This is a genomic window from Bradyrhizobium sp. CCBAU 53421 (assembly GCF_015291625.1).
Taxonomy (GTDB): domain Bacteria; phylum Pseudomonadota; class Alphaproteobacteria; order Rhizobiales; family Xanthobacteraceae; genus Bradyrhizobium.
The window spans coordinates 3,296,524-3,316,712 of the sequence record NZ_CP030047.1 but is presented as its reverse complement, the minus strand read 5'-3'; the positions used below and the strand labels follow the sequence as shown (position 1 = coordinate 3,316,712).

The window sequence follows — 20,189 nt, the reverse complement described above, 5'->3', positions numbered from 1 at the left end:
GGGCTGCATAGGATTTCGCGAACATGACTGGACATAGCGCCCGCCTGCTTTGCATCGCCAGCTTCCTTGCGATCGCGCTGGGTACGCCGGCTGCGCCCGCGGCCGAGACCTATGATCCCTGGCCGGGTCTCGTCCAGGACATCTTCAGCAATCGTCCGATGAATGACGGCAACGACGTCATCGGCATCGAGATGCCGGCGCGCGCGGAAGACGCCGCGATCGTTCCGGTGACGCTGCGCACAAAGTTACAGGCTGGCGACAGCCGCCGCGTCGTCGCGATCACGCTTGTGATCGACGAGAACCCGGCGCCGATGGCCGCGAAGTTCACGCTCGGTCCGAACGCCAATGTCACCGAGATCTCGACCCGAGTCCGCGTCAACAACTACACCAATGTGCACGCCGTCGCGGAGCTCAGCGACGGCAAGCTCTATGTCAGCAAGGTCTATGTGAAAGCATCCGGCGGCTGCTCGGCCCCGGCCGGCAAGAACGTCGAGGAAGCGAAGAACCGGCTCGGCCAGATGCGCTACCGTCAGTTCGCGAAGTCCGAACAAGGCCCGGCGACAAGCACACGTGAAGCCCAGATCATGATCGGGCACCCGAACAATTCGGGCCTGCAGATGGATCAGGTCACGCAGCTCTACATCCCGGCCTTCTTCGTCAACGAGCTGCACATCTGGCAGGACGACAGTCCGGTGCTGGCGATGGAAGGCGGAATCTCGATTTCCGAGGATCCCAATATCCGATTCACCTACGTCTCGAATGGCGCGAAGCACTTCCGCGCCGAAGCCAAGGACACCGAAGGGCATATCTTCGAGCACGAATGGAAGGTCGAGAATCCCGGGACCTAACCCGCCGGCGATTTCACGCTAGGTGCTAGAAGCACCTGACTTCGGCTTCGGCCTGGGCACGCCTGAGGTCGCTGAGGGCGTTGGCGGCCTGCTCGGACGAGCGGAACTGGCCGCCCAGATTGCCGCGCACCTGCGCCATGCTCAGCACGGTCTCGGCGGTGACGTAGCGATCATAGGGGATGATCGAGGCGACGACGTCGATCGAGCATGAACATTGCTCGATCGCCTGCCGGCTTTCGCCATTGGCCTTCATGCAGCCGAACACATATTCCGCCCGCGCCGAGGTCGGATAGTCATTGACCTCCTGGGCCCGCGCGGCCATGGCAGTCCCGGCGAGCACGGCCAGCAGCACCGCCGGGACGGCGACAATCGGTCGTAGCATGCCAGCTCCTGCCATGGTCGTGCTTCCTCTTCTCTTACCGCAAGCTATGCTATGGGTGTTGATCAGAAAAGAAAACATTCGGGGAAGTGGCTCAAGAAACGATGATCATCTCTGTACGCACGGTGTTGGCTGCGGCAGTTCTGGCGGTCATGCAGTTCGGCACCTCGTGCAGCGCGGAGACCATCCGCGTTGCAGCGCAGAAGACCGGAACGCTGGCCTGGGAACTGGCCGTCATTCGCTCCCATGGTCTCGACAAGAAGGCCAATCTGTCGATCGACGTCGTCGAGCTCGCCAGTCCCGAGGCCGGCAAGATCGCGCTGCGCTCGGGTACGGCCGACGTGATGGTGTCCGACTGGCCGTGGGTGTCGCGCGAGCGTTCGCTCGGCGCCAGGCTCCAGTTCTATCCCTATTCAAGCGCGCTGGGCGCCGTGATGGTCCCGGCCGCCTCGCCGGTCAAGACGCTCGCCGACCTCAAGGGGCGCAAGCTTGCCGTGGCCGGCGGTGCGATCGACAAGAACTGGCTGCTGCTGCAGGCCGCATCGAGGCAGGACGGCGTCGACCTGAAGTCGCAGGCGACCATCGTCTATGGCGCGCCGCCGCTGCTCGCGGCCAAGACCCTCGGCGGCGAGATGGACGCGACGCTCAACTACTGGAATTTCTGCGCCGCGCTCGAAGCCAAGGGCTTTCGCCGACTCGCCGGCATGGAAGAGATCCTGCAGAGGCTCGGCAGCAAGGGCCGCATCGCGATGATCGGCTACGTGTTCGACGAGGCCTGGGCCAACGCCAACAAGGATCTGGTGGCCCGCTTCATCGCCGTGACCCGCGCCGCGAAAGAGGTTCTGGCGAACTCAGATGCTGAATGGGACGCGATTGCGCCGCTGACCGGTGCGCAGGATGCGGCGACGCTGCATGCCTATCGTGACCGCTACCGCGAGGGTATTCCGCGCCGTCCGATCGCTGACGAAGAGGCGGATGCGCGCGTGCTCTACCGGGTGCTGGCGCAGCTCGGCGGCCGCGATCTGGTCGGCACCGCGACCGAGCTCGCTCCCGGCACGTTCTATCAAGCGATCCCGGGAGACTAGCGGTGCTGCGCCTCCTGTCATTCGGGCTGTTCATCGCGACCTGGTGGATTGCCTCGCTGTTGATCGGCGATGCGAAGCTGCCGGCGCCGCCGGCGGTGCTGTCGGTGCTCGTGGCCGAAGCTCGGTCGGGCGCGCTGTTCGTCAATCTCGGCGCAACGCTGGCGCGGGTTGCACTGGCCTTCACCCTCGCCATGGCGCTCGGCTCGGCAATCGGCTACCTGATGGGCCGCGTGTCGCTTGCCAATCGCCTTGGCGACCCCTGGCTGATCCTGCTGCTCAATTTGCCGGCGCTCGTCGTCATCGTGCTGGCCTATATCTGGGCCGGGCTGACCGAGGTCGCCGCGATCGCGGCCATCGCCATCAACAAGCTGCCGACCGCCGTCGTCACCCTGCGCGAGGGGGCCCGCGCGCTCGACCCGGCGCTCGACGAGATGGCAACGGCGTTTGCCTTGCCGCGCGGCCGCGCGTTCCGGCACGTGATCCTGCCGCAGCTGGCGCCCTACATTGCGGCCGCCGCGCGCTCCGGACTGTCGCTGGTCTGGAAGATCGTGCTGGTTGCCGAATATCTCGGCCGCCCCAACGGCGTCGGGTTCGAGATCGGGGTCGCCTTCCAGCTGTTCGACATCCCGTTGCTGCTCGCCTACTCGCTGAGCTTTGCCGGCGTCGTGCTCGTCATCGAGACCTTGATGGTGCAGCCGTTTGAAACCAGGCTAACGCGGTGGCGGCTCCGTGCAGCTTGAGGTCAATATCACCGGCAAGAGCTTTGCGAGCGCCGCCGGAAAGCGGCACGACGTGCTCGACAAAATCACCTTCACACTGAACGCCGGCGAGGTCGGCGTGCTGTTCGGACCGTCGGGTTGCGGCAAGAGCACCCTGCTCAGGATTCTCGCCGGCCTCGACGGCAACTACCAGGGCCATGTCACGCGATCGCCCGGCATGCGCCTTGGCATGGTGTTCCAGGAGCCGCGGCTATTGCCGTGGCGCACCGTGGAGGAGAATGTGCGGCTTGCCGCCCCGCACGTCGACGACGGCACGCTGTCGGCGCTGTTCGAGGTGCTCGACTTGAGCGCGCATCGCAACCACTTCCCCGCTGAGCTGTCGCTCGGCCTCGCCCGCCGCGTCGCGCTCGCCCGCGCCTTCGCCATAGAACCGGACTTCCTCGTCCTCGACGAGCCGCTGGCCTCGCTCGACAATGCGCTTGCAGGGCGGCTGCGCGACCAGGTCGCCACGCTGGTGGCGAGCCGCAAGATGATGACGCTCCTGGTCACCCACGATCTCGATGACGCAGTCCGCCTCGGCGATCGCCTGTTCTTCCTGTCGCCGCGACCTGCTCGAATCCTTCACGTCGAAACCATCGCCACGCCGCGCGCGACACGCGGCGAGGCGGAGATCGACGAAATCAAGCGGCAGCTCTCGCAGTTGGACCTTGCAAATATGTGAGACGCCGTCATCCTTGGACGAAAGCGCAAGGGAGATGTTGGATGCCGCGTGCGTTAATCGCTGTTGGTGGTGTTGCGTTGCTTATCCTGCCGGCCACAGTGCTCGCCCAGAGCAAAGGCAAAGGCATCCGGCTGTGGAATCTGACCAGCGCCACGATCTCGAGCTTCGAACTGTCGCCGGCCGGCAAGAACGAGTGGGGCCCGAACCAGACGCTCAACGACAAGGACAAGGAAGTCGATCACGACGAGCGCTTGCGCATCACCGGCGTCGAGCCCGGTCGTTACGATGCCAAGGTCGGCTACAGCGGGGGCAAGCAGTGCTTCGCCCGCGACATCGAGATCAAGGCCGATGCGGTGTTTTCGGTGTCCGACAAGGACTTGAAGGACTGCAACAAATAACAGCTAGCCCGCCGGCGCGTTGCCGTCCGTGCCGGCGCGATCGTTGGTGTGCGGATATTCACAACGCCATCGCACCGCAGTCCATTTCGGATGTTCGCCGACCCATTGCGCGATGTAGGGCGGCGCGGCCATCGCGCATTGCTGCAGCGAACCGCTCCAGTTGAACACCAGGTGCTGCTCCTCGCAAGTGGCGGGCGACAGCACGGCACATACGGTAACGATCAGATCAATCGGGTTCATGCATGAAACCTCGCGGGCGTCGTCAAAAGATAACATAAGCGGTACGCCCGCAGCAGCCGGGAGTTTCAATTCCGCGGGAGATCAAGCGGAACTTGGCGGTCACGGCCCTGCAAGCACGCCGACCTGATCCGAGCCGACACCAGTGAAACCGGTGCCTTGCCGCCAGTTCATTTCGTCAATAAGCTGGTTCCCCACAACTGCTAACAGGCTGATGGCTCTTACGGAAACCTCCTGGCGCGGCGTCGCGGTCGCTGTGTGCTTGCTGGCGCTCGTCGCGGGCGCTTGGCCTCTCACGGGTCAAGTCCGGCGCGCAGCGGCGGAGCCGTTGCCGGACAAACCGGATTCGAGCCGCACCGAGCCTTCCCGCACCGCAAACAGCGACCAGGCCGTGGTCAAGCTGACGCCCGGCCAGCAGGGACAGGTCGGGCTCGAAACCGCCGTTGTCGAAGCCGCCCCGCATCCTGAGCAATTCCGCGCATACGGAGCAGTGCTGGACATCTCCCGCATTACGGAGCTCACCAACAGCTACGCCAATGCGCAGGCGCAACTTCAGACAGCACAGGCCAAGCTCGAAGTCGCGAAGAGCGCATTCGACCGGACCAAGAATCTGGTCGAGTCCGCCGCGCTCCCGAAAAAGGAAGCCGAAACCGCGGAAGGAACGTTGCGGACCGACAAGGCGGCGCTTGCCGCGGCGGAATCGCAGCTCAGGACCCTCGCGGCGACGGCGCAGCAGGAGTGGGGGCCGGTGATCGGCCGCGGAATCGTCGAGCGCTCGCCGACCGTGGTCAAGCTGATCGAGCGCGATCAGTTTCTGGTTCAGGTGACGCTGCCGCCCGGCGTGAGCGTCACCGGAACTCCGGGAGCGGCTCTGGCGCAAGCGCCGACCCGAAATGCCAATATCGATCTCCAGTACATCTCCCCGGCAACACGCACCGACCCCCGTATTCAGGGCTTGAGCTATTTCTTCTCGGCTCCCGGCGACAGCGGCCTGCTGCCCGGCATGAACACCACCGTCTATGTGCCGTCCGGCAACACTTACGAAGGCGTGTTCATCGAGGATACGGCGATTGTGCGATGGCAGGGGCGATCGTGGATTTACCTGCGCGTGAGCGCCGACAGCTTCCGACGGTACCCGATCAGCACGGATCAGCCGGTTTCGGATGACGACTACGTCGTCCGAGACATCCCATCGGGATCCGAAATCGTGATCCGGGGCGCACAGGTCTTGCTGTCCGAGGAGGCCAAGAGCCAGCTTCGGGGCGGCGATGACAATGACTGACGGCATCGGCTCCAACAGGTCTGGGCCGCAAGCCGCTCTCGTCGCGTTCGCCATCCGCTTCCGCGGCATCGTGCTCGCACTTTCGTTCGCGCTGCTGGGCTACGGCCTGTTCTCGCTCGGCGAGGCCAAATACGGAGTCTTCCCCGAATTCGCACCGCCACAGGTCACGATCCAGACCGAAGCGCCCGGCCTCAGCCCGGAGCACGTCGAGATTCTGGTCACGCAACCGATCGAAACGTCGATCAACGGCTTGGCCGGCGTCGAAAGTCTGCGCTCGTCGTCGATCCAGGGCCTCTCCGTGGTGACGGTCGTGTTCCAGCCAGGCAGCGACATCTACCGCGCGCGCCAATTGGTGACCGAGCGTCTCGCGGTCGTCGCCGCGCGGCTGCCACAAGGCGTACAGCCGCCATCGATGACACCATTGACCCCGCTGGCCGGCACGGTGCTGGTCATTGGCCTGACGTCCGACCAGCGCTCGCTGATGGATTTGCGCACCGTTGCGGACTGGACCGTGGCAAGGCGGCTTCTGGCCGTACCGGGCGTGGCGCAAGTATCGATTTACGGCAAAGACGTCAGGTCTCTGCAAGTCCAGGTCCGCCCGGACGACCTGGTCCGATTCCGGGTCGGCCTGAATGATGTCTTGACCGCTGCGCGCAAGGCCACCGGCGTACGAGGCGCCGGCTTCGTCGATACCGCCAATCAGCGCATCACGCTGCAGACCCAGGGCCAGTCATTGACGCCCGACCAGCTTGCCCGCACCGTCCTTCTGCACGAAGGCGGCGCAAGCGTGGTTCTCGGCGACGTCGCCGCCGTCGTGACCGCGCCCGAGCCGCCGATCGGGGCCGCCCTCATCGACGGCGTGCCTGGCATCATGCTCATGGTGAGCCAGCAATACGGCGCGAACACGCGAGAGGTCACCACGCGGGCGGAAGCCGCCCTGCAAGAGCTGCGACCTGGCCTTGAAGCCGACGGAGTTCGGCTCCATGCCGACATATTCCGCCCCGCCAATTTCATCGACGCGGCGACCGAGAACGTGCTCAACGCCTTGTTGATCGGCGGGGCACTCGTGGTCGTTGTGCTGTTTCTGTTTCTGTTCGACTGGCGCACCTCGATCATCAGTTGCACCGCCATCCCCCTGTCGTTGATCGCGGCCGTGCTCGCACTGCAATGGATGGGGGAAACGCTCAACACGATGACGCTGGGCGGCCTCGCAATCGCGATTGGCGAAGTCGTCGATGACGCCGTGATCGGCGTCGAGAATGTCGTACGCCGATTGCGCGAAAACCGTCTGGCAACGGCGCCGAGATCCGAGGCACGCGTCGTGCTCGAGGCATTCCTCGAGGTGCGGACCGCCGTTGCCTATGCGACGTTTGCGGTGCTGCTGGTGTTCTTTCCGATCCTGGCGCTCTCCGGCATTGCCGGCCGTCTCTTCGGCCCCCTGGGCATCGCCTACATCTTCGCCGTGCTCGCCTCGCTCGCGGTTGCCCTTACGGTGACGCCGGCGCTCTCCATGCTGCTCCTCGTCGGAAGAACCGGCGGACAGCGCCTGCAAGAGCCACCCGCGGTGCGGTGGTCTCGTCGCCACTACCAGGCCTTGCTGCGTCGTATCGGCCGTTACCCGAAGCTGGTGATGACGGCAGCCGCGGCTTTGACGATCGCCGGCGCGGCGATGCTGCCTTTCTTCGGCGGGACCTTCCTGCCGGATCTGCGGGAAGGCCATCTGATTCTGCACGTCTCCGCGATCCCCGGCACCTCGCTCGACGAATCGCTTCGTATCGGCAAACTGATGACCGATACGCTCCGACAAATCCCCGGTGTGCGGCGGGTGGCGCAGCATGCAGGCCGGGCCGAGGCCGGCATCGACACGGTCGGTCCGCATTCCAGCGAGTTCGAGGTCGACCTGGAGCCGGGGCTCTCGGGTCGGGCACAATCCGTAACGGAAGCCCGCATCAGGGCCGCTCTTGCCGACTTCCCAGGGGTTTCCTTCTCGAGCAAGACCTACCTGACGGAACGCGTCGAGGAGACCGTCTCCGGCTTCAGCGCGGCGGTGGTCATCAACATCTACGGGCCCGATCTCGATTCGCTCGAGCGCGCTGCGCGCGACGTCGCGCGGGAACTGGATGAGGTCGCGGGCGCCGTCGACGTGCAGCAACGATCCCCACCGGGGATGCCGCAGGTCAATGTGACGCTTCGCCCGACGGACCTGCAGCGCTGGGGGCTCGATGCGGTCGAAGTCCTCGAGCTGATCCGCACCGCCTATCAGGGTGACGTCGTCGGCCAGGGATATGAAGGCAACGCCGTCTTCAACGTCATCGTGATCCTCGATGCGCACGCGCGCGCCCGAGTCACTCAGATCGGTGACCTACCGGTGCGCACGCCGAGCGGCGCTTACATTCTGCTGAAGCAAATCGCCGACGTCTACGAGACCTCGGGCCGCTATCAGATCCAGCACCTGAATGCGCAGCGCGTTCAGACCGTAACGGCGAATGTCAGCGGACGCGATCTCGAATCCTTCGTGGCCGCCGCCAAGCGCAAGCTGGCCCGCGAGGTCACGCTGCCGCCGGGTGCTCGTGTGGAATTTTCCGGAGCGGCCGAGGCCCAAGCCCGCTCGCGGCACGATCTCATCGTCAACACCTTGCTGGCCGGGACAGGGATCGTCGTCCTGCTTGCGATGGTTACTGGGCACTGGCGAAATCTGTTGCTGGTCATGATCAACTTGCCGTTCGCCTTTGTCGGCGGTGTGTTCGCCTTGGCGTTGACCGGTGGCCTGCTTTCGCTCGGGTCGATGGTCGGCTTCGTGACGCTGTTCGGAATCACGCTGCGCAACTCCATCCTCATGATCTCGCACTACGAGCACCTCGTCCTGGTCGACGGTCGCGTGTGGGGCCTGGATACCGTGATCGAGGGCGCAGCCGACCGTCTCGTCCCGATCCTGATGACGTCCCTCGTGACCGGCCTGGGATTGCTGCCGCTCGCGATCGGCGCAGGAGAACCGGGACGTGAAATCGAGGGCCCGATGGCGATCGTCATCCTTGGGGGTCTGATCACTTCGATGGCGCTGAGTCTGCTGGTGCTGCCTACCCTCGCGCTTCGATATGCGCGTTTCAAGAACCGCCCTGAGCACGCGCAAGGCGCGTGACGATCTCAATCGGGCTCGCCTCACAAGCGGGAGCAGCGCTGACCAAGCATTGGCGCAGCACGATCCCGGATGGTTCAGATTTTGGGGCGGGTTGTCGAAGCCGATTGAGATGCGGCTCTGCGCGACGAAGCCGGATCGATCTATTCGACAGGCGTCCAGCGATCGAAAGGCGCGTCGGCACTGCCACGGCCTCGACGGTAGTTGCCGTCGAAGCCGCGGCAGGTCGTCAGATGGTTCTTACTTGCGCGCTGCGCAGGCGTACATGTTGATTTCCATGCCGACCGGCACTTCGACGATCTTCGGTGTTTTCCAGGCCATTTCCTTCTCCCAAGTATAAGTTGGCGCAAGCGTCGCGCCGCGCGGCAAGCTAGGGCTGGCTGTTCCAGGGCGCAAGCCGACCGGGTAAGGACCCGACTTCGCTGCTGGACATGCCGAAACGGACGACGGCTCGCTGACGTCCACCCGGCCTTGAGACGGCTGGGAAATCCCGACGCTGATCTGTCAGGCATTTTCCGGCTGCCGGGCGGCGACGCACGGATAAGCAGACCCGATCATGCCGGCCGAGTCTTGCCCAAGAGCGAAATCGCAACTTTTTTTGTCATGCGCGGAATCCGGCGGCAATAACCGGAGTTCGCCCGGCACAATTCGCAGGGCACGGACCTATTTGAGCAGGCGCAGCAGCGCCCGGCCGGCGCGCGACTTCAATTCCTTCGCATCCAGCGTTCCGTCATTGTCGGGATCGGCGGCCTTGAAGCGCTGCTCGACGACCGCGAGGTATTCGTCGAGCGTCAGGGTGCCGTCGTGATCCGGATCCGCCATCTTGAGCTCTTTCGCGGTCAGCCGTCCGCGCAATTCGCGGACGTCGAGCGTGCCGTCGTGATCAGGATCGAGCTTCGCGAACAGATCGGCGGCAGCCTTCTTGGCTTCGGCAAGATCGACCGTGCCGTCATTGTCGGGATCGAGCATCTTGAGCGCGCTGCGGCCACCCGATGCGGCCAGAGCCGGACCTGACAGGACGGCAGCAGCCAAAGTCAAAGCAAGCGATCGGCGCGAAATCATCATTCGTCTCCCTTGAGTGCCGTTCCGCCGTAGACGCGGAGCGTGCCCTGTGATCAAGGCCCACCATAGCAGCTTCGACAAGGCTTCCTACAGATAGGCTCCGCGCCCTTGAATCGACCGAACGGGCGGCCTGCCAAGGTCCGCTAACCCCGACTTCCGCATCGCAGCGAAATGATGCGACGGGCGAATTTCGGAAATCCTGCCGACCGGACCGAATCGGTTCACATCGGGTTCTGCTTTCCCGGCCCCTCAAGGGCGCGGGTCAATTCCCTGACATCACTCAGGTCTTCGAGACCATCGACAAGTGACATGACGCGCTCAGCACCGGCTTTGCCGACCACAGGGACGGCAAAGTTCAGGAATTTCCGCTCGAGCGACGGGCGCGAGAGCGGGCGTTCGGCGTCCCCTTCGGCAATCTCGACAGTCTCGCGCAGGGACCGGCCATCCGCGAGGACAATCTCGACGCTGACGCCGCGTCCCTTCGGTAGTTTCGCGATGAGTTGCTGTGCGGGCTTCACCGACGTCTTCTCAACCAAGGCCACCACGTCCTGTTCTCGCCAGCGGTCTTTCTCGAATTGCGAGACTGTCACATCGCCGTCGAGAAGAGCCATGGCAAGGCAAACTGGAAGGCTGTGATCGGCGGTGCCCTTTGTCTGCGGCCGGAATTTCGGTGGATCCGCAACGCGCTCGATGATCCCGGGATAAGTTTCGACCGTGATCGAACGGATGTCGTCGGTTCGGCCTTTGATCGTTCCACTCAATGACACGCCAGCCTCCGCCACAGCCTGCAACTCGATCTGAACGGGGAAGCGCTTGAATGCGACGCGGGGCAGGCGGTAGCGAGTAAGCTTGAGGTCGACGGCAAAGCCATCCTTGGCAGGCTTCATTTTCGACGCCAGCCATTCCAGCGTGCCGGAGGGGCCCGTAAAGCCCTGTGCCGCGAGCCGGGTCGCGAAGACGCCGTCGGCCGCGGTTGCGGCGAGTCCCATGGCTTTCATCATGCTGATCGCGCCGCTGTTTACGACAAAACTCGTGAAACCTCGTGCGCCGGAAATCCCGACCGCATTTGCAATCGCCTCCTTCGGCAAGCCCCATATCTTGCCCGCGATCAGAGGGATGCCGTACGAGGCGGCGCACAGTGGGTGGAAGCCGCGTTCGATGAACGAAATTGCATCGTTGACGCGCATGCTTGCCTCATAGCCGGCAACCATCGCCTCAATGAGATCGCGTCCGCTACGCGCTTGCTCTTCGCAGAGCGCAAGCGCCGTTGGCAGCAACTCGCTCGGGTGAAGCGGTTCGGTGCCGATATAGGTGTCGTTCATGTCGAGAGAGCGGACGAGCACTCCATTGACGAACAGGGTGCCTTCAACGGTCGCCCGCTGCGGGTAGCCGACGATTGTTGCAGCGCTGCCATTGCCGAAGGTCTTCCGGATGGTTGCCTCGGCGATGTTTGCGGGCTCCGATCCCACGGCGCCAAATGCGCAGCCGAGCGTGTCAAGAAGCACGCGCTTGGCCGAGGCGACCACATCTTGTGGGAGCGCGTCGTATCTGATGGACAGCGCAAATTCTGCAAATCCCTGCTCGAGCGGCGTTCTTTGGTCGCCGCCATCTTCGGCAGCAAGCGCCGGACTCACCAAACAAGAGCCCTCGAACCAGGAGCTGCCCAAAGCGAGACTTGCGGGAAAGGCCATTGCGGTTCGGCCCAAGAAGGCACGACGATTCATCGATGCGTCCCCCTCTAAAATGCAGCAACAGCGATCAGCAATGGGACAGTCGTCGCTCTGGAGCCTTCCGGACGGCACTAATGCAGAGCGAGGCGCGGCTTTCACGCCTAAGAAAGACGGCAGTATGGTCAAGCGCGCCGGTTTTCGAAAGCCCAAGATGGCCGCTTTGGGTTGTTCGCAACGGGCTGTGAAGGCCTCGTCCGCGCACCAGCCTGTATCTCGGACAACTATCTCCAAGCCGTGGGTCGCTCGCGAGGAGGCCTCGCGCGCAACATTCACGCGGTGATGGACACCAACTGCCTGCCGGGCCGCCTGTCAGGTTTCGGGTGGAAAGGGACTGCCTAGCGGATCATCTGTGGCATTCGGCAGAAGGCATTGCACCAGGACGAGCGAGGTGACCGATGAGCGAGATTTGCAGGACCACAATGGGCTGCCTCGTTGCGCTCGGCCTGGCCGCGCCCGTGTCCGCGCAGAATATGGCCCCTGCCCGGTCGGCTGAGCCTGTCCAGCAGCGCACGCTCACCGGCAAGGAGCGGCTCGGACGCAAGTGGACCGACGAGCAGCGCATCGACAATTGCAATGTGCCGCCGGACAAGCGCGGCACCAAGCCGCGCCCGAGTGCCTGTCCGCATGTGCCGTCAAGCTGATCGAACCGTTCGCGCTGCGGCATAGCGGCGGATCACACGTGGCGTTGTGTATTCCACGCTACGGTAAGCTACGGACGCATCAGCGAAAACCAGAGGCTTCCGGCCAGCTTCGGAGGCTGGCTGGGGTTCGTTCACGTTTTCGTATTGACCCGTTTTGGTTTCGGGGGGATGGTTCCGTTCGCAACGTCAGGAATAGGCGTGCAGCAAAGGTTCATTGGGAGGATATGATGAGACGCATTGCGCTGGCCGCAAGCCTCGTGATTCTTGCATCTTATGGTGCAAGCGCTCAGACCAACGAGCAGTTGGTCAAGGGTGCGACTGATACATCGAACGTTCTCAACTACGGAATGGGCTACAACCTTCAGCGCTTCTCGACGCTGAACCAGATCAACAAGGACACCGTCAAGAACCTGGTCCCGGTCTGGAATTACAGCCTGAACGACGACCGCAGCGAGGAATCGCAGCCGCTCGTCTACCAGGGCGTCCTTTACGTCACCACGCACAACGCCACGATCGCGATCGACGCCAAGACCGGCAAGCAGATCTGGAAGACCAAGGTCGAGTATCCCGCCGAGACGCCGCGCATCGTCTGCTGCGGCATCATCAATCGCGGCGCGGCTTTGTATGACGGCAAGCTGTTCCGCACCACGCTCGACGCCAATGTGATCGCGCTCGATGCCAAGACCGGCAAGGAGCTGTGGCGCGAAAAGGCAGCGGACATCAAGGAAGGCTACTCGATGACGGTGGCGCCGCTGGTTGCCGACGGCGTCGTGATCACCGGCATCTCCGGCGCGGAATTCGGCACCCGCGGCTTCATCGACGGCTGGGATCCAGCGACCGGCAAGCGCCTCTGGCGTACCTACTCGATCCCCACTCCCGACGAGCCCGGTGGTGACACCTGGAAGGGCGACACCTGGAAGCTGGGCGGCGGATCGACCTGGATCACCGGCTCCTACGATGCCGAACTGAACACCGTGTATTGGGGCATCGGCAATCCCGGACCGTTCAACTCGGCAGTGCGCCCGGGCGACAACCTCTACACCTGCTCGGTGCTCGCGCTCGATCCGAAGACCGGCAAGATCAAGTGGCACTACCAGTTCTCGCCGAACAATCCGTTCGACTATGACTCGGTGGCCGAAATGGTGCTTGCCGACATGAACGTCGAGGGCAAGCCGACCAAGGTGCTGATGGATGCCAACCGCAACGGCTTCTTCTACGTGCTCGACCGCACCAACGGGAAGCTGCTCGCGGCCAATCCCTATGTGAACGTCAACTGGGCCACCGGAGTGGACCCGAAGACCGGACGGCCGATCGAGACCGACGTCGCCAAGGATGCACGTGACGGCAAGAAGGTCACGGTCTACCCGTCGATCCTCGGCGGCAAGAACTGGGAGCCGATGTCGTTCAATCCGCAGACCGGCCTCGCCTACGCCAACACGCTCGCCTTCGGCGGCAAGTACAAGTCCGAACCGGTGACGTTCAAGCAGGGCGAATGGTATCTCGGCATGGACCTCACCGATCCCTGGGAATGGGGCACCGGACCGCGCGGCCATCTCAAGGCGATCGATCCGATGACCGGCAAGGCGAAGTGGGAAGCGCCGAGCGATATTCCGCGCTTCTCCGGCGTGCTCTCCACCGCGGGCGGCGTGGTGTTCTCCGGTCAGCTCACCGGCGAATTCGAGGCGTTCGACGCCGACACCGGCAAGAAGCTCTGGCAGTTCCAGACCGGCTCGGGCATCGAAGGACAACCCGTGACCTGGCAGCAGGACGGCGTGCAGTATGTCGCTGTCACCTCGGGCTATGGCGGCGTCTATTCGCTGTTCTCGGGCGACGAGCGGCTTGCCAAGGTCCCACCCGGCGGCTCGCTGTGGGTTTTCGCGGTCAAGAACTGAGCGCGGAGCACACGTGACTGAAAGAGTAACCCTGTTGACGGCGGCGATCTTCGCCGCCGTCGCGGCGGCCTTGATCTCGTTGATCCCGGCAGCCGCACAGCAAGCCAGTGCAATCGACCTCGAGGGTCAGGCCGACCAGGGCAAGGTCACCTACGCCAAGAACTGCTCGCATTGCCATGGGCCCAACATGGTCAACTCCGGCACCATCACGCCGGATTTGCGCGCGTTTCCCGGCGACAAGACCCGCTTCGTGACCACCGTGAAGCAAGGCAAGAACGGCAAGATGCCGCCCTGGGCCGACATCCTGAGCGAGCAGGAGATCGCCGACGTCTGGGCCTTCCTGTCGAGCCGGAGAACCCAATGAGAGCGCTTCTGGCGGGCGCGGCGACAGCCTTGCTTCTCGCCATGACGGCGGCAGCGCATGCCGCCGGCGAGCAGCTCAAAGTATGCCTCGACGAGGATCTTCCGCCGTTGTCGGCACATCACCGCGGCAAGCCGGATGCCGGCTTCGACGTCGCGCTCGCGCAAGTGATCGCCGAGCGGCTCGGACGGCCGCTCAAGATCCAGTGGTTCGAGAGCAAGCTCGATGAGGATTCGAGCCCGGCGCTGGAAGCCAATGCGTTGCTGTCGGACGGGCGCTGCTCGCTGGTCGGCGGCTACGCCCTCACCACGGATTCGCTGAAGGCGCCGGGCGTGGCGACGGCCAAGCTGCCGGACTTCGATGGCGCCACCCGCGACGATCGCCGCCGGCGGATCCCGATCGGGGTGCTGGCGCCAAGCCAGCCCTACATCTATTCGCCGATGACCGTCGTGCTCGGTCCCAAGGCCAAGGACAAGCTCAAGGACCACAAGATCTCCGATATCGGCGATCTCGCCGGCCTTCGCCTGACGATCGAAAGCGGCACGCTGGGCGACGCCATTCTGATGACCTTCGACAAGGGAAAGCTGATCGAAGACATCACCCACCTCGTTCCCGGCCGTAGCGACCTGCTTGGAGAGCTCGAACGCGGTGAATTCGACGCGACGCTGCTCGACCTGCGCCGATTCGACGCCTACCGCACCGATCATCCGGACACCAAGATCACGGCCTCCGGCTATTACTATCCGATCGGTGCCAATCGCGGTTACGTCGCGCTCGATACCGACAAGGCGCTGCTGGATGCCGTCAACAAGGTGCTGTCCGACCTGCAAGCGAAAGGCGCGATCGCCGAGCTTGGCAAGGCGGCAGGCCTCACCTGGCTGCCCCCGCGCGAGCCGATCATCCTCGGCGATGTCTGGCTGAAGATCCTGAACCGCTGATGCCGGCGAGAACTGCTATCGCAGGTAGCTCGCCAGGTTCATGCTCTGGATCTTGGAGATCGCCGAATAGGATGCCGTCAGCTGCGCCTGATAGGTCGAGAGCTGCGCCGTCACCGCGGCGACGTCGACGCTGGTCAGGTTGGTCGACAGGGTCTTGGCAAAGTTCTGATAGTCGCTCTGGTCCGTGCTGGCGGTCTCGATCTGCGCCGCCGCGGTCGAAAGCTTTGCCTGCACCGTGGACGTTGCATCCAGCGCATTGCTGGCGAGGTCGAGCGCCTGCGAGATGTCGCTGGACGACAACGCCGTGCTGTTGCCGACATACTTCAGCAGCCGCATGACCTGCTCGAAGGCCGGATTGTCGGCGGTGACGCCGTAGGAAACCGACTGGCTATCCGAAACGCGCACCGACGCGATCTCGCTGTCGCCCTTGTAGTAGCTGGTATCCGATGTCGTCAGCGAGCCGGTGCCGGTCCCGAATGTCGACAGGTCTGCCGGGGCGGTATCGGTGCGGGCGCCGCTGAAGACGTATTCGCCGTCATACTGGGTGTTGAGCAGCCCCTGCATCTGCGAGATCGCCTGCTGGGCATAGTTGATCACCGATGCCGTTGCCGTGCTGCTGCCGGTCGTGGCGGCGCTGAGCTGGGTCCGAAGCTGCGTGATGATATCGGTCACCGAGCCGACCGCCGAATACATCGCCTGCACCTTGTTGTCGGCGAGATTGCTGGCATCGATATAGGACTGGGCGCGCGTCACCGAGACCTGCAGATTGATCACGCGCCCGGCGCCGGAACCGTAGCCGCCGAAATCCTCGGACTGCAGCCCGGAGGACTCCTGAACCTGCTCATTGGCCATCACCGACTGCACCCGCAGCGCGCTTGATATCATCTGCTCCGATTGCGCGAAGGTGGCAACACGCATCATCATGACAACGCCCTCAACACTCAGGCTGCGCTCATTGCGGTCATCAGCGCCGAGAACATGGCATTGATGGCCGTGATGATCTGGGACGCGGCAGCGTATTTGTTCTGCAACGAGCTCAGGTTCGCGCTCTCCTGGTCAAGGTTGACGCCGGACTGCGACGACAGCGAGCTCGCATAGGTCGACTGCGCGGTTTGCTTGGAGGTGTAGGTTGCCGAGGCCTGGCTCGCCTTGCCGGCGACGTTGGCAACGACCGCTGCCGCATAGTCGGTGAACGAGCCGGTGGTGGCGCCGAGCCCGCCCGCCATGGCGAAATTGGTCGACCCCGTCAGCGCGCTCGAGAGCGCGTTCACCACGGTCGCCGAGCCCGGCGACAGCACCGATTTTCCGACGGTCAATGTGGACGACGCATCGAGCGTCGCCGTCGGCAGCGCCGCGGTGCCGTTGAGGATGTCGCTGCGCACCGCGATGTTGGAGGCGCTCGTCCCCGTGATCAGGTCGTTGAGCCCGAAATACTGAGAAAATCCTTCACCACCGACCGAACTCGTCATCTGGTTGATGGCAATACCATTGCCCGACCCGGTCGCCGAGATCGACAAATGTCCGTTGGCATCGACTGATGCCGATACGCCGGGAATGGTGTTGATCTTGGCGACAAGAGCCCCGACCGTGGAATACGCCGATAGATCGATATCCTGATACGATACGAGATTGCCGCTCTTGTCGGCGACTGCGATACGCACCGTGCCGGTGCCCGCGAACGACGTCGAATTGCCGACAGTCGCCGTACCGGTCAGGCTGGCCGGCGGCGGTACCGATGTGCCCTGGTTGGACACGGCGTTCACGCTCGCGGTCAGCTGCTGGGCCAACTCGTCGAGCTGCGACTGCGCGGCCGGCAAGGTCTGGTCACGCAGTGTGATCAGGGCGCTGACCTTGCCGGAGGTGATCTGCGACGTGATATCGATCCCGTTGACGGTGATGCCGCTGAAGCCGCTCGTCGCCGATCCCGCGGTATAGGTCGTCGACGCCGTGACGCTGGGCGCCGCCGTATAGCTCAGAGGGTGCGCCGTGCTGTCAACCAGCGCCTGCCCGGAGCCGGTATAGACCTGCAGATCACCGCTTGACGTGGTGAAGTAGCTCACATTCATCATCGACGCGAGGTCCTGCAGCGCGCTGGTGCGCTGGTCCTCGAGATCGGCGGTCGATTGACCCGCGGCCGCTTCCTGCTTGATCTGCTTGTTGAGGTCGGAGATCTGCTGCAGATCCGTGTTGATGTCGGTGACCGACGAGGCGATGTCCTGGTCGGCGTTGGAGCGCAGCTTCTGGAGGCCGCTCGAGGTCTGCTGCAGCTGATCGGTGACCGCAGCGAGCGCGCTGACGGCGTTCGCTTGCAGCGACGCGCTGCTCGGCGTGCTGGCGAGCGAGGACAGTGCCGACTCGAATGCCGCGATCGTGTTGGCCAGCGAGGTGCCCGTCGTGGAGCTGTCGCTGCTCGAGGTGCTGCCGTAGAGCTGCTGGAGCTCGGTCAGATAGTTGTTGTTGGTGTCGGCGGCGCCGAGATCGGAATCGGCCCCGACCAGCGACTTCAGGAGCAGCTTGTCGACCGTGCTGGTGATCCCCGAGATCGTGACGCCGGTGCCGACGCCAGAGGTGACGCTGCTGCTCTGGTTGGCGGTCTTCTCGGTATAGCCCTTGGTGTCGGCATTGGAGATATTGGCCGAGGCCACGCTGATCTGCACCTGCGTGGCTGACAGGCCGCTGAATGCGATGCTTCGTGCGATATCGAGCGACGACACGGCCAACTCCCTCCGGCGACGGCCCGATCAGGCCCGCACGTTGGTGCCATAGGACATCGCGGACGTGAGGCGACGGCCGCCGGCCCCATAAGGCGATACGTTGGCGATTTGCTCGCGGATCGCCTGCATGATCGCCTCAATCCTGCGGTTGCTGGCATCGATCGCCGCGCGCAGCCGCATCACGTTCTCGTCCATCGCGACCCGGAGCTTCAGGATCCGATCCATCAGCTGCTCGCGCAGCACGCGATCCTGGACGTTGAGGTTGGCGGTCTTGCCGACGGCCTCCGCCACACACTGCTCGAACAGGTTGGCAAGGCGGTTCTTCTCGTCGACCTGCTTCAGCCGCGAGGCCGGCAGGCCCTTGGCGAGCTCGACGTTCTCCTCGTTCACGATCGTGATCAAATTGTCGATCAGCGCGATCAACGACCTGGCGCGCTCGTCATTGCCCGCGGGATTGATCTTGATGTTGCGTTCCGGTGTCATGTCATCGCTCCCGTTCAAGCTAGTGGCCGCGACGCAGGGTGCGAACCGATTGTGCGCTGCGCCCGTACGCGGTAATTGCCGTTACCCGGACCGAGGCCCGGTTGATTTCCTGGTCGAGCCGCGCGCATTCGCGCATCAGGAGGTCACGCAGCGTTCCGACGTCGTCGAGCAACGCAGTGAGCCGTGCCCGATCGCTCGGCTGCACCGAGGCGGCCCTCGCCTTCAGCCGCCGAAGCCTGACCAGCAGGCGGTCATTGTTTTTATCGGTCATCATCGCGACACCGCCGAAATCAGCGTATCGAACATCTTGTTGACGGTGGTGATCACCTGCGACGCCGCCGAATAGGCCTGCTGCGCCGAGATCATGTTGGAGAACTGGCCGCTGGTGTCAGTGGTGCTCGATTCCAGCTCGCTGCCGTAGATCGTGCCGGCGCCGTTGGCCCCCGAGGTCTGCAGCGTGGCGTTGCCGGAGGCTGCCGTCGCCGAGTACAAGCCGTCACTGGCCGCGCTCAATCCGTTGGGGTCGCTAAAGGTCGCGACCGCAATCTTGTAGATCGCGATCGTCTGCCCGTTGGAGTAGGTCGCATCGACCACGCCGCCCTTTCCGATCGCGATGCTGCTCAGCTTGCCGTAGGGAAGACCGTCCGACGTGATGCTCGTGAGGTCGACGGAAGGCGTGGTCTGCCCCGACGAATATTGCGTGAGGCCGTCGGTTTTGCCGGCCGTGCCGAGGTTGAGCGTGATGGCGGTACCATTGGCGGCGGAGCTGTCGGCCGCGCCGTCCTTCCAGCCGGAGATCGAGATGGTCGGCGGACTTGGGCTTGTCGAGGCAAGCGAACCGTCGGCATTGAAGGTGATATCCACCGTATCGGTGATCGCGTTGGCGCTGGCCGTCGTCGAATCCGACGCGAGCTTGGGCTGCTCGAAGCTCGCCTGCCAGGTATTGGCGGCGGTCTTTTTCCAGTCGATCTGGATCGTGCTCGCGGTACCAAGCGAATCGTAGACCGTCATCGAGCTGTTGTAGGTCGCGCCGATGGCAGCATCGGCCGGCAGGTTCGCCGCGACGGTGGTCTTGGTGGTAGCACTGCCGCTGGTCGAGGCGACCTGCGTGTTGATCGGCCCGAGGCTCGCGGCAGAGGCATTGCCGATGATGTTGCCTTGCGCGTCGGTGCGCCAGCCTTCGAGGTAATTGCCGTTGTTGACGAGGTAGCCCGCGTTGTCGGTGGTGAATGCGCCGTTGCGCGTATAGGAGGTGGTGCCGCCGGTCGTCGCGTTGGTGGTGACGAAGAAGCCGCTGCCCTGGATCGCAACGTCAGTGGCGTTGGTGGTCGCGGCCAGCAATCCCTGCTGGCTGATGTTGGCGCGGCCGGACACGTTGACGCCGCCGGACGTGTACGAGGTGGCACTGTTCGACGCCGTTACCAGGTCCTCGAACATCGCCGACGTGGTCTTGTAACCCGTGGTGTCGGCGTTGGAGATGTTGTCGGAAATCATTGCCAGCGACTGGCTCTGCGCATTGAGCGCCGAGATCGCCGAGGAAAGTGCACCAGTCAGACTCATGAT

21 protein-coding genes are annotated in these 20,189 nt (G+C 63.8%); 11 read left to right on the top strand and 10 right to left on the bottom strand.

Going from position 1 to position 20,189, the window contains the following annotated elements; translation table 11 throughout:
• Window positions 1-23 precede the first annotated feature (23 nt).
• Window positions 24-848, top strand: a complete 825-nt coding sequence (locus XH92_RS15660) for a quinoprotein dehydrogenase-associated SoxYZ-like carrier (protein WP_194459982.1) — start codon at window positions 24-26, stop codon at window positions 846-848.
• Between the two features lie 25 nt (window positions 849-873).
• Here XH92_RS15660 and XH92_RS15655 read toward each other — a convergent pair whose 3' ends face one another.
• The gene (locus tag XH92_RS15655; RefSeq protein WP_371818036.1) at window positions 874-1,230 is read right to left on the bottom strand and encodes a hypothetical protein; all 357 of its coding nucleotides are present in this window, start codon (window positions 1,228-1,230) and stop codon (window positions 874-876) included.
• A gap of 149 nt (window positions 1,231-1,379) precedes the next feature.
• On the opposite strand from XH92_RS15655, the gene XH92_RS15650 reads away from it, so the two are divergent.
• Genes XH92_RS15650 through XH92_RS15635 form a run of 4 tightly spaced genes read left to right on the top strand, consistent with a single transcriptional unit; the run spans window position 1,380 to window position 4,150 of the window.
• Window positions 1,380-2,312 (top strand): ABC transporter substrate-binding protein, encoded by a 933-nt coding sequence (locus XH92_RS15650; RefSeq protein ID WP_371818078.1) that lies wholly within the window; start codon window positions 1,380-1,382, stop codon window positions 2,310-2,312.
• Window positions 2,313-2,314: 2 nt separating this feature from the next.
• Window positions 2,315-3,052 carry an ABC transporter permease gene (locus tag XH92_RS15645; protein ID WP_194459979.1) on the top strand — a complete coding sequence of 246 codons (738 nt, stop codon included), beginning with the start codon at window positions 2,315-2,317 and terminating at the stop codon, window positions 3,050-3,052.
• On the top strand, window positions 3,042-3,752 hold the full coding sequence (locus tag XH92_RS15640; protein WP_194459978.1) for an ABC transporter ATP-binding protein: 711 nt from the start codon (window positions 3,042-3,044) through the stop codon (window positions 3,750-3,752). The genes XH92_RS15645 and XH92_RS15640 overlap by 11 nt, the downstream gene beginning before the upstream one ends.
• Before the next feature lie 41 nt (window positions 3,753-3,793).
• Window positions 3,794-4,150 carry a hypothetical protein gene (locus tag XH92_RS15635; RefSeq protein ID WP_194459977.1) on the top strand — a complete coding sequence of 119 codons (357 nt, stop codon included), beginning with the start codon at window positions 3,794-3,796 and terminating at the stop codon, window positions 4,148-4,150.
• Between the two features lie 3 nt (window positions 4,151-4,153).
• On the opposite strand, the gene XH92_RS15630 is transcribed toward XH92_RS15635, so the two are convergent.
• Window positions 4,154-4,390 (bottom strand): hypothetical protein, encoded by a 237-nt coding sequence (locus XH92_RS15630; protein ID WP_194459976.1) that lies wholly within the window; start codon window positions 4,388-4,390, stop codon window positions 4,154-4,156.
• A 211-nt stretch (window positions 4,391-4,601) separates the two neighbouring features.
• Here XH92_RS15630 and XH92_RS15625 point away from each other — a divergent pair, with 211 nt between their 5' ends.
• Complete coding sequence (locus XH92_RS15625) at window positions 4,602-5,669, top strand: efflux RND transporter periplasmic adaptor subunit (protein WP_246788448.1); 1,068 nt, start codon at window positions 4,602-4,604, stop codon at window positions 5,667-5,669.
• Window positions 5,662-8,808 (top strand): efflux RND transporter permease subunit, encoded by a 3,147-nt coding sequence (locus XH92_RS15620; RefSeq protein WP_194459975.1) that lies wholly within the window; start codon window positions 5,662-5,664, stop codon window positions 8,806-8,808. Before XH92_RS15625 ends, XH92_RS15620 begins: the two co-directional genes overlap by 8 nt.
• A gap of 237 nt (window positions 8,809-9,045) precedes the next feature.
• Here the strand turns inward: XH92_RS15620 and pqqA are convergent, their stop codons facing one another.
• The 3 genes from pqqA to XH92_RS15605 all read right to left on the bottom strand — a co-directional run bounded on the left by pqqA (window position 9,046) and on the right by XH92_RS15605 (window position 11,591).
• Entirely contained in the window at window positions 9,046-9,126 is an 81-nt protein-coding gene (gene pqqA, locus XH92_RS15615) for a pyrroloquinoline quinone precursor peptide PqqA (RefSeq protein WP_009031067.1), read from the bottom strand.
• 342 nt (window positions 9,127-9,468) lie between these two features.
• Window positions 9,469-9,867 (bottom strand): EF-hand domain-containing protein, encoded by a 399-nt coding sequence (locus tag XH92_RS15610; RefSeq protein ID WP_050419331.1) that lies wholly within the window; start codon window positions 9,865-9,867, stop codon window positions 9,469-9,471.
• Window positions 9,868-10,088: 221 nt separating this feature from the next.
• Complete coding sequence (locus XH92_RS15605; protein WP_194459974.1) at window positions 10,089-11,591, bottom strand: MmgE/PrpD family protein; 1,503 nt, start codon at window positions 11,589-11,591, stop codon at window positions 10,089-10,091.
• Window positions 11,592-11,992: 401 nt separating this feature from the next.
• Here XH92_RS15605 and XH92_RS15600 point away from each other — a divergent pair, with 401 nt between their 5' ends.
• The 4 genes from XH92_RS15600 to XH92_RS15585 all read left to right on the top strand — a co-directional run bounded on the left by XH92_RS15600 (window position 11,993) and on the right by XH92_RS15585 (window position 15,429).
• Entirely contained in the window at window positions 11,993-12,238 is a 246-nt protein-coding gene (locus XH92_RS15600) for a hypothetical protein (RefSeq protein WP_246788447.1), read from the top strand.
• A 227-nt stretch (window positions 12,239-12,465) separates the two neighbouring features.
• Window positions 12,466-14,130 carry a methanol/ethanol family PQQ-dependent dehydrogenase gene (locus XH92_RS15595; RefSeq protein ID WP_194459973.1) on the top strand — a complete coding sequence of 555 codons (1,665 nt, stop codon included), beginning with the start codon at window positions 12,466-12,468 and terminating at the stop codon, window positions 14,128-14,130.
• Window positions 14,131-14,200: 70 nt separating this feature from the next.
• Window positions 14,201-14,494: a cytochrome c gene (locus XH92_RS15590; protein WP_246788558.1), complete on the top strand. Its 294-nt coding sequence runs from the start codon at window positions 14,201-14,203 to the stop codon at window positions 14,492-14,494.
• A complete protein-coding gene (locus XH92_RS15585; protein ID WP_194459972.1) occupies window positions 14,491-15,429 on the top strand; it encodes an ABC transporter substrate-binding protein in 939 nt (312 codons plus the stop codon). The genes XH92_RS15590 and XH92_RS15585 overlap by 4 nt, the downstream gene beginning before the upstream one ends.
• A 15-nt stretch (window positions 15,430-15,444) precedes the next feature.
• Here the strand turns inward: XH92_RS15585 and XH92_RS15580 are convergent, their stop codons facing one another.
• From XH92_RS15580 to flgE, 5 genes are read right to left on the bottom strand one after another with little or no spacing between them, the layout of a single operon-like run.
• The gene (locus tag XH92_RS15580; RefSeq protein WP_194459971.1) at window positions 15,445-16,353 is read right to left on the bottom strand and encodes a flagellin; all 909 of its coding nucleotides are present in this window, start codon (window positions 16,351-16,353) and stop codon (window positions 15,445-15,447) included.
• A gap of 17 nt (window positions 16,354-16,370) precedes the next feature.
• A complete protein-coding gene (gene flgK / locus XH92_RS15575) occupies window positions 16,371-18,143 on the bottom strand; it encodes a flagellar hook-associated protein FlgK (RefSeq protein ID WP_194459970.1) in 1,773 nt (590 codons plus the stop codon).
• A 27-nt stretch (window positions 18,144-18,170) separates the two neighbouring features.
• A complete protein-coding gene (locus XH92_RS15570) occupies window positions 18,171-18,626 on the bottom strand; it encodes a flagellar protein FlgN (protein WP_194459969.1) in 456 nt (151 codons plus the stop codon).
• A gap of 19 nt (window positions 18,627-18,645) precedes the next feature.
• Window positions 18,646-18,897, bottom strand: coding sequence for a hypothetical protein (locus XH92_RS15565; protein ID WP_371818034.1), 252 nt, complete (start codon window positions 18,895-18,897; stop codon window positions 18,646-18,648).
• Complete coding sequence (gene flgE, locus XH92_RS15560) at window positions 18,897-20,186, bottom strand: flagellar hook protein FlgE (protein ID WP_194459967.1); 1,290 nt, start codon at window positions 20,184-20,186, stop codon at window positions 18,897-18,899. Before flgE ends, XH92_RS15565 begins: the two co-directional genes overlap by 1 nt.
• Between the last annotated feature and the right edge of the window lie 3 nt (window positions 20,187-20,189).

What these genes read in the sequence shown, in the direction of transcription:
- flgE (WP_194459967.1), bottom strand. Translation starts at nt 20,186, where the DNA reads ATGAGTCTGACTGGTGCACTTTCCTCGGCGATCTCGGCGCTCAATGCG.
- XH92_RS15660 (WP_194459982.1), top strand. Translation starts at nt 24, where the DNA reads ATGACTGGACATAGCGCCCGCCTGCTTTGCATCGCCAGCTTCCTTGCG.
- XH92_RS15630 (WP_194459976.1), bottom strand. Translation starts at nt 4,390, where the DNA reads ATGAACCCGATTGATCTGATCGTTACCGTATGTGCCGTGCTGTCGCCC.
- XH92_RS15595 (WP_194459973.1), top strand. Translation starts at nt 12,466, where the DNA reads ATGAGACGCATTGCGCTGGCCGCAAGCCTCGTGATTCTTGCATCTTAT.
- XH92_RS15610 (WP_050419331.1), bottom strand. Translation starts at nt 9,867, where the DNA reads ATGATTTCGCGCCGATCGCTTGCTTTGACTTTGGCTGCTGCCGTCCTG.
- XH92_RS15570 (WP_194459969.1), bottom strand. Translation starts at nt 18,626, where the DNA reads ATGACACCGGAACGCAACATCAAGATCAATCCCGCGGGCAATGACGAG.
- XH92_RS15655 (WP_371818036.1), bottom strand. Translation starts at nt 1,230, where the DNA reads ATGCTACGACCGATTGTCGCCGTCCCGGCGGTGCTGCTGGCCGTGCTC.
- XH92_RS15580 (WP_194459971.1), bottom strand. Translation starts at nt 16,353, where the DNA reads ATGATGATGCGTGTTGCCACCTTCGCGCAATCGGAGCAGATGATATCA.
- XH92_RS15620 (WP_194459975.1), top strand. Translation starts at nt 5,662, where the DNA reads ATGACTGACGGCATCGGCTCCAACAGGTCTGGGCCGCAAGCCGCTCTC.
- XH92_RS15605 (WP_194459974.1), bottom strand. Translation starts at nt 11,591, where the DNA reads ATGAATCGTCGTGCCTTCTTGGGCCGAACCGCAATGGCCTTTCCCGCA.
- XH92_RS15635 (WP_194459977.1), top strand. Translation starts at nt 3,794, where the DNA reads ATGCCGCGTGCGTTAATCGCTGTTGGTGGTGTTGCGTTGCTTATCCTG.
- pqqA (WP_009031067.1), bottom strand. Translation starts at nt 9,126, where the DNA reads ATGGCCTGGAAAACACCGAAGATCGTCGAAGTGCCGGTCGGCATGGAA.
- XH92_RS15565 (WP_371818034.1), bottom strand. Translation starts at nt 18,897, where the DNA reads ATGACCGATAAAAACAATGACCGCCTGCTGGTCAGGCTTCGGCGGCTG.
- XH92_RS15625 (WP_246788448.1), top strand. Translation starts at nt 4,602, where the DNA reads ATGGCTCTTACGGAAACCTCCTGGCGCGGCGTCGCGGTCGCTGTGTGC.
- XH92_RS15585 (WP_194459972.1), top strand. Translation starts at nt 14,491, where the DNA reads ATGAGAGCGCTTCTGGCGGGCGCGGCGACAGCCTTGCTTCTCGCCATG.
- XH92_RS15650 (WP_371818078.1), top strand. Translation starts at nt 1,380, where the DNA reads ATGCAGTTCGGCACCTCGTGCAGCGCGGAGACCATCCGCGTTGCAGCG.
- XH92_RS15600 (WP_246788447.1), top strand. Translation starts at nt 11,993, where the DNA reads ATGAGCGAGATTTGCAGGACCACAATGGGCTGCCTCGTTGCGCTCGGC.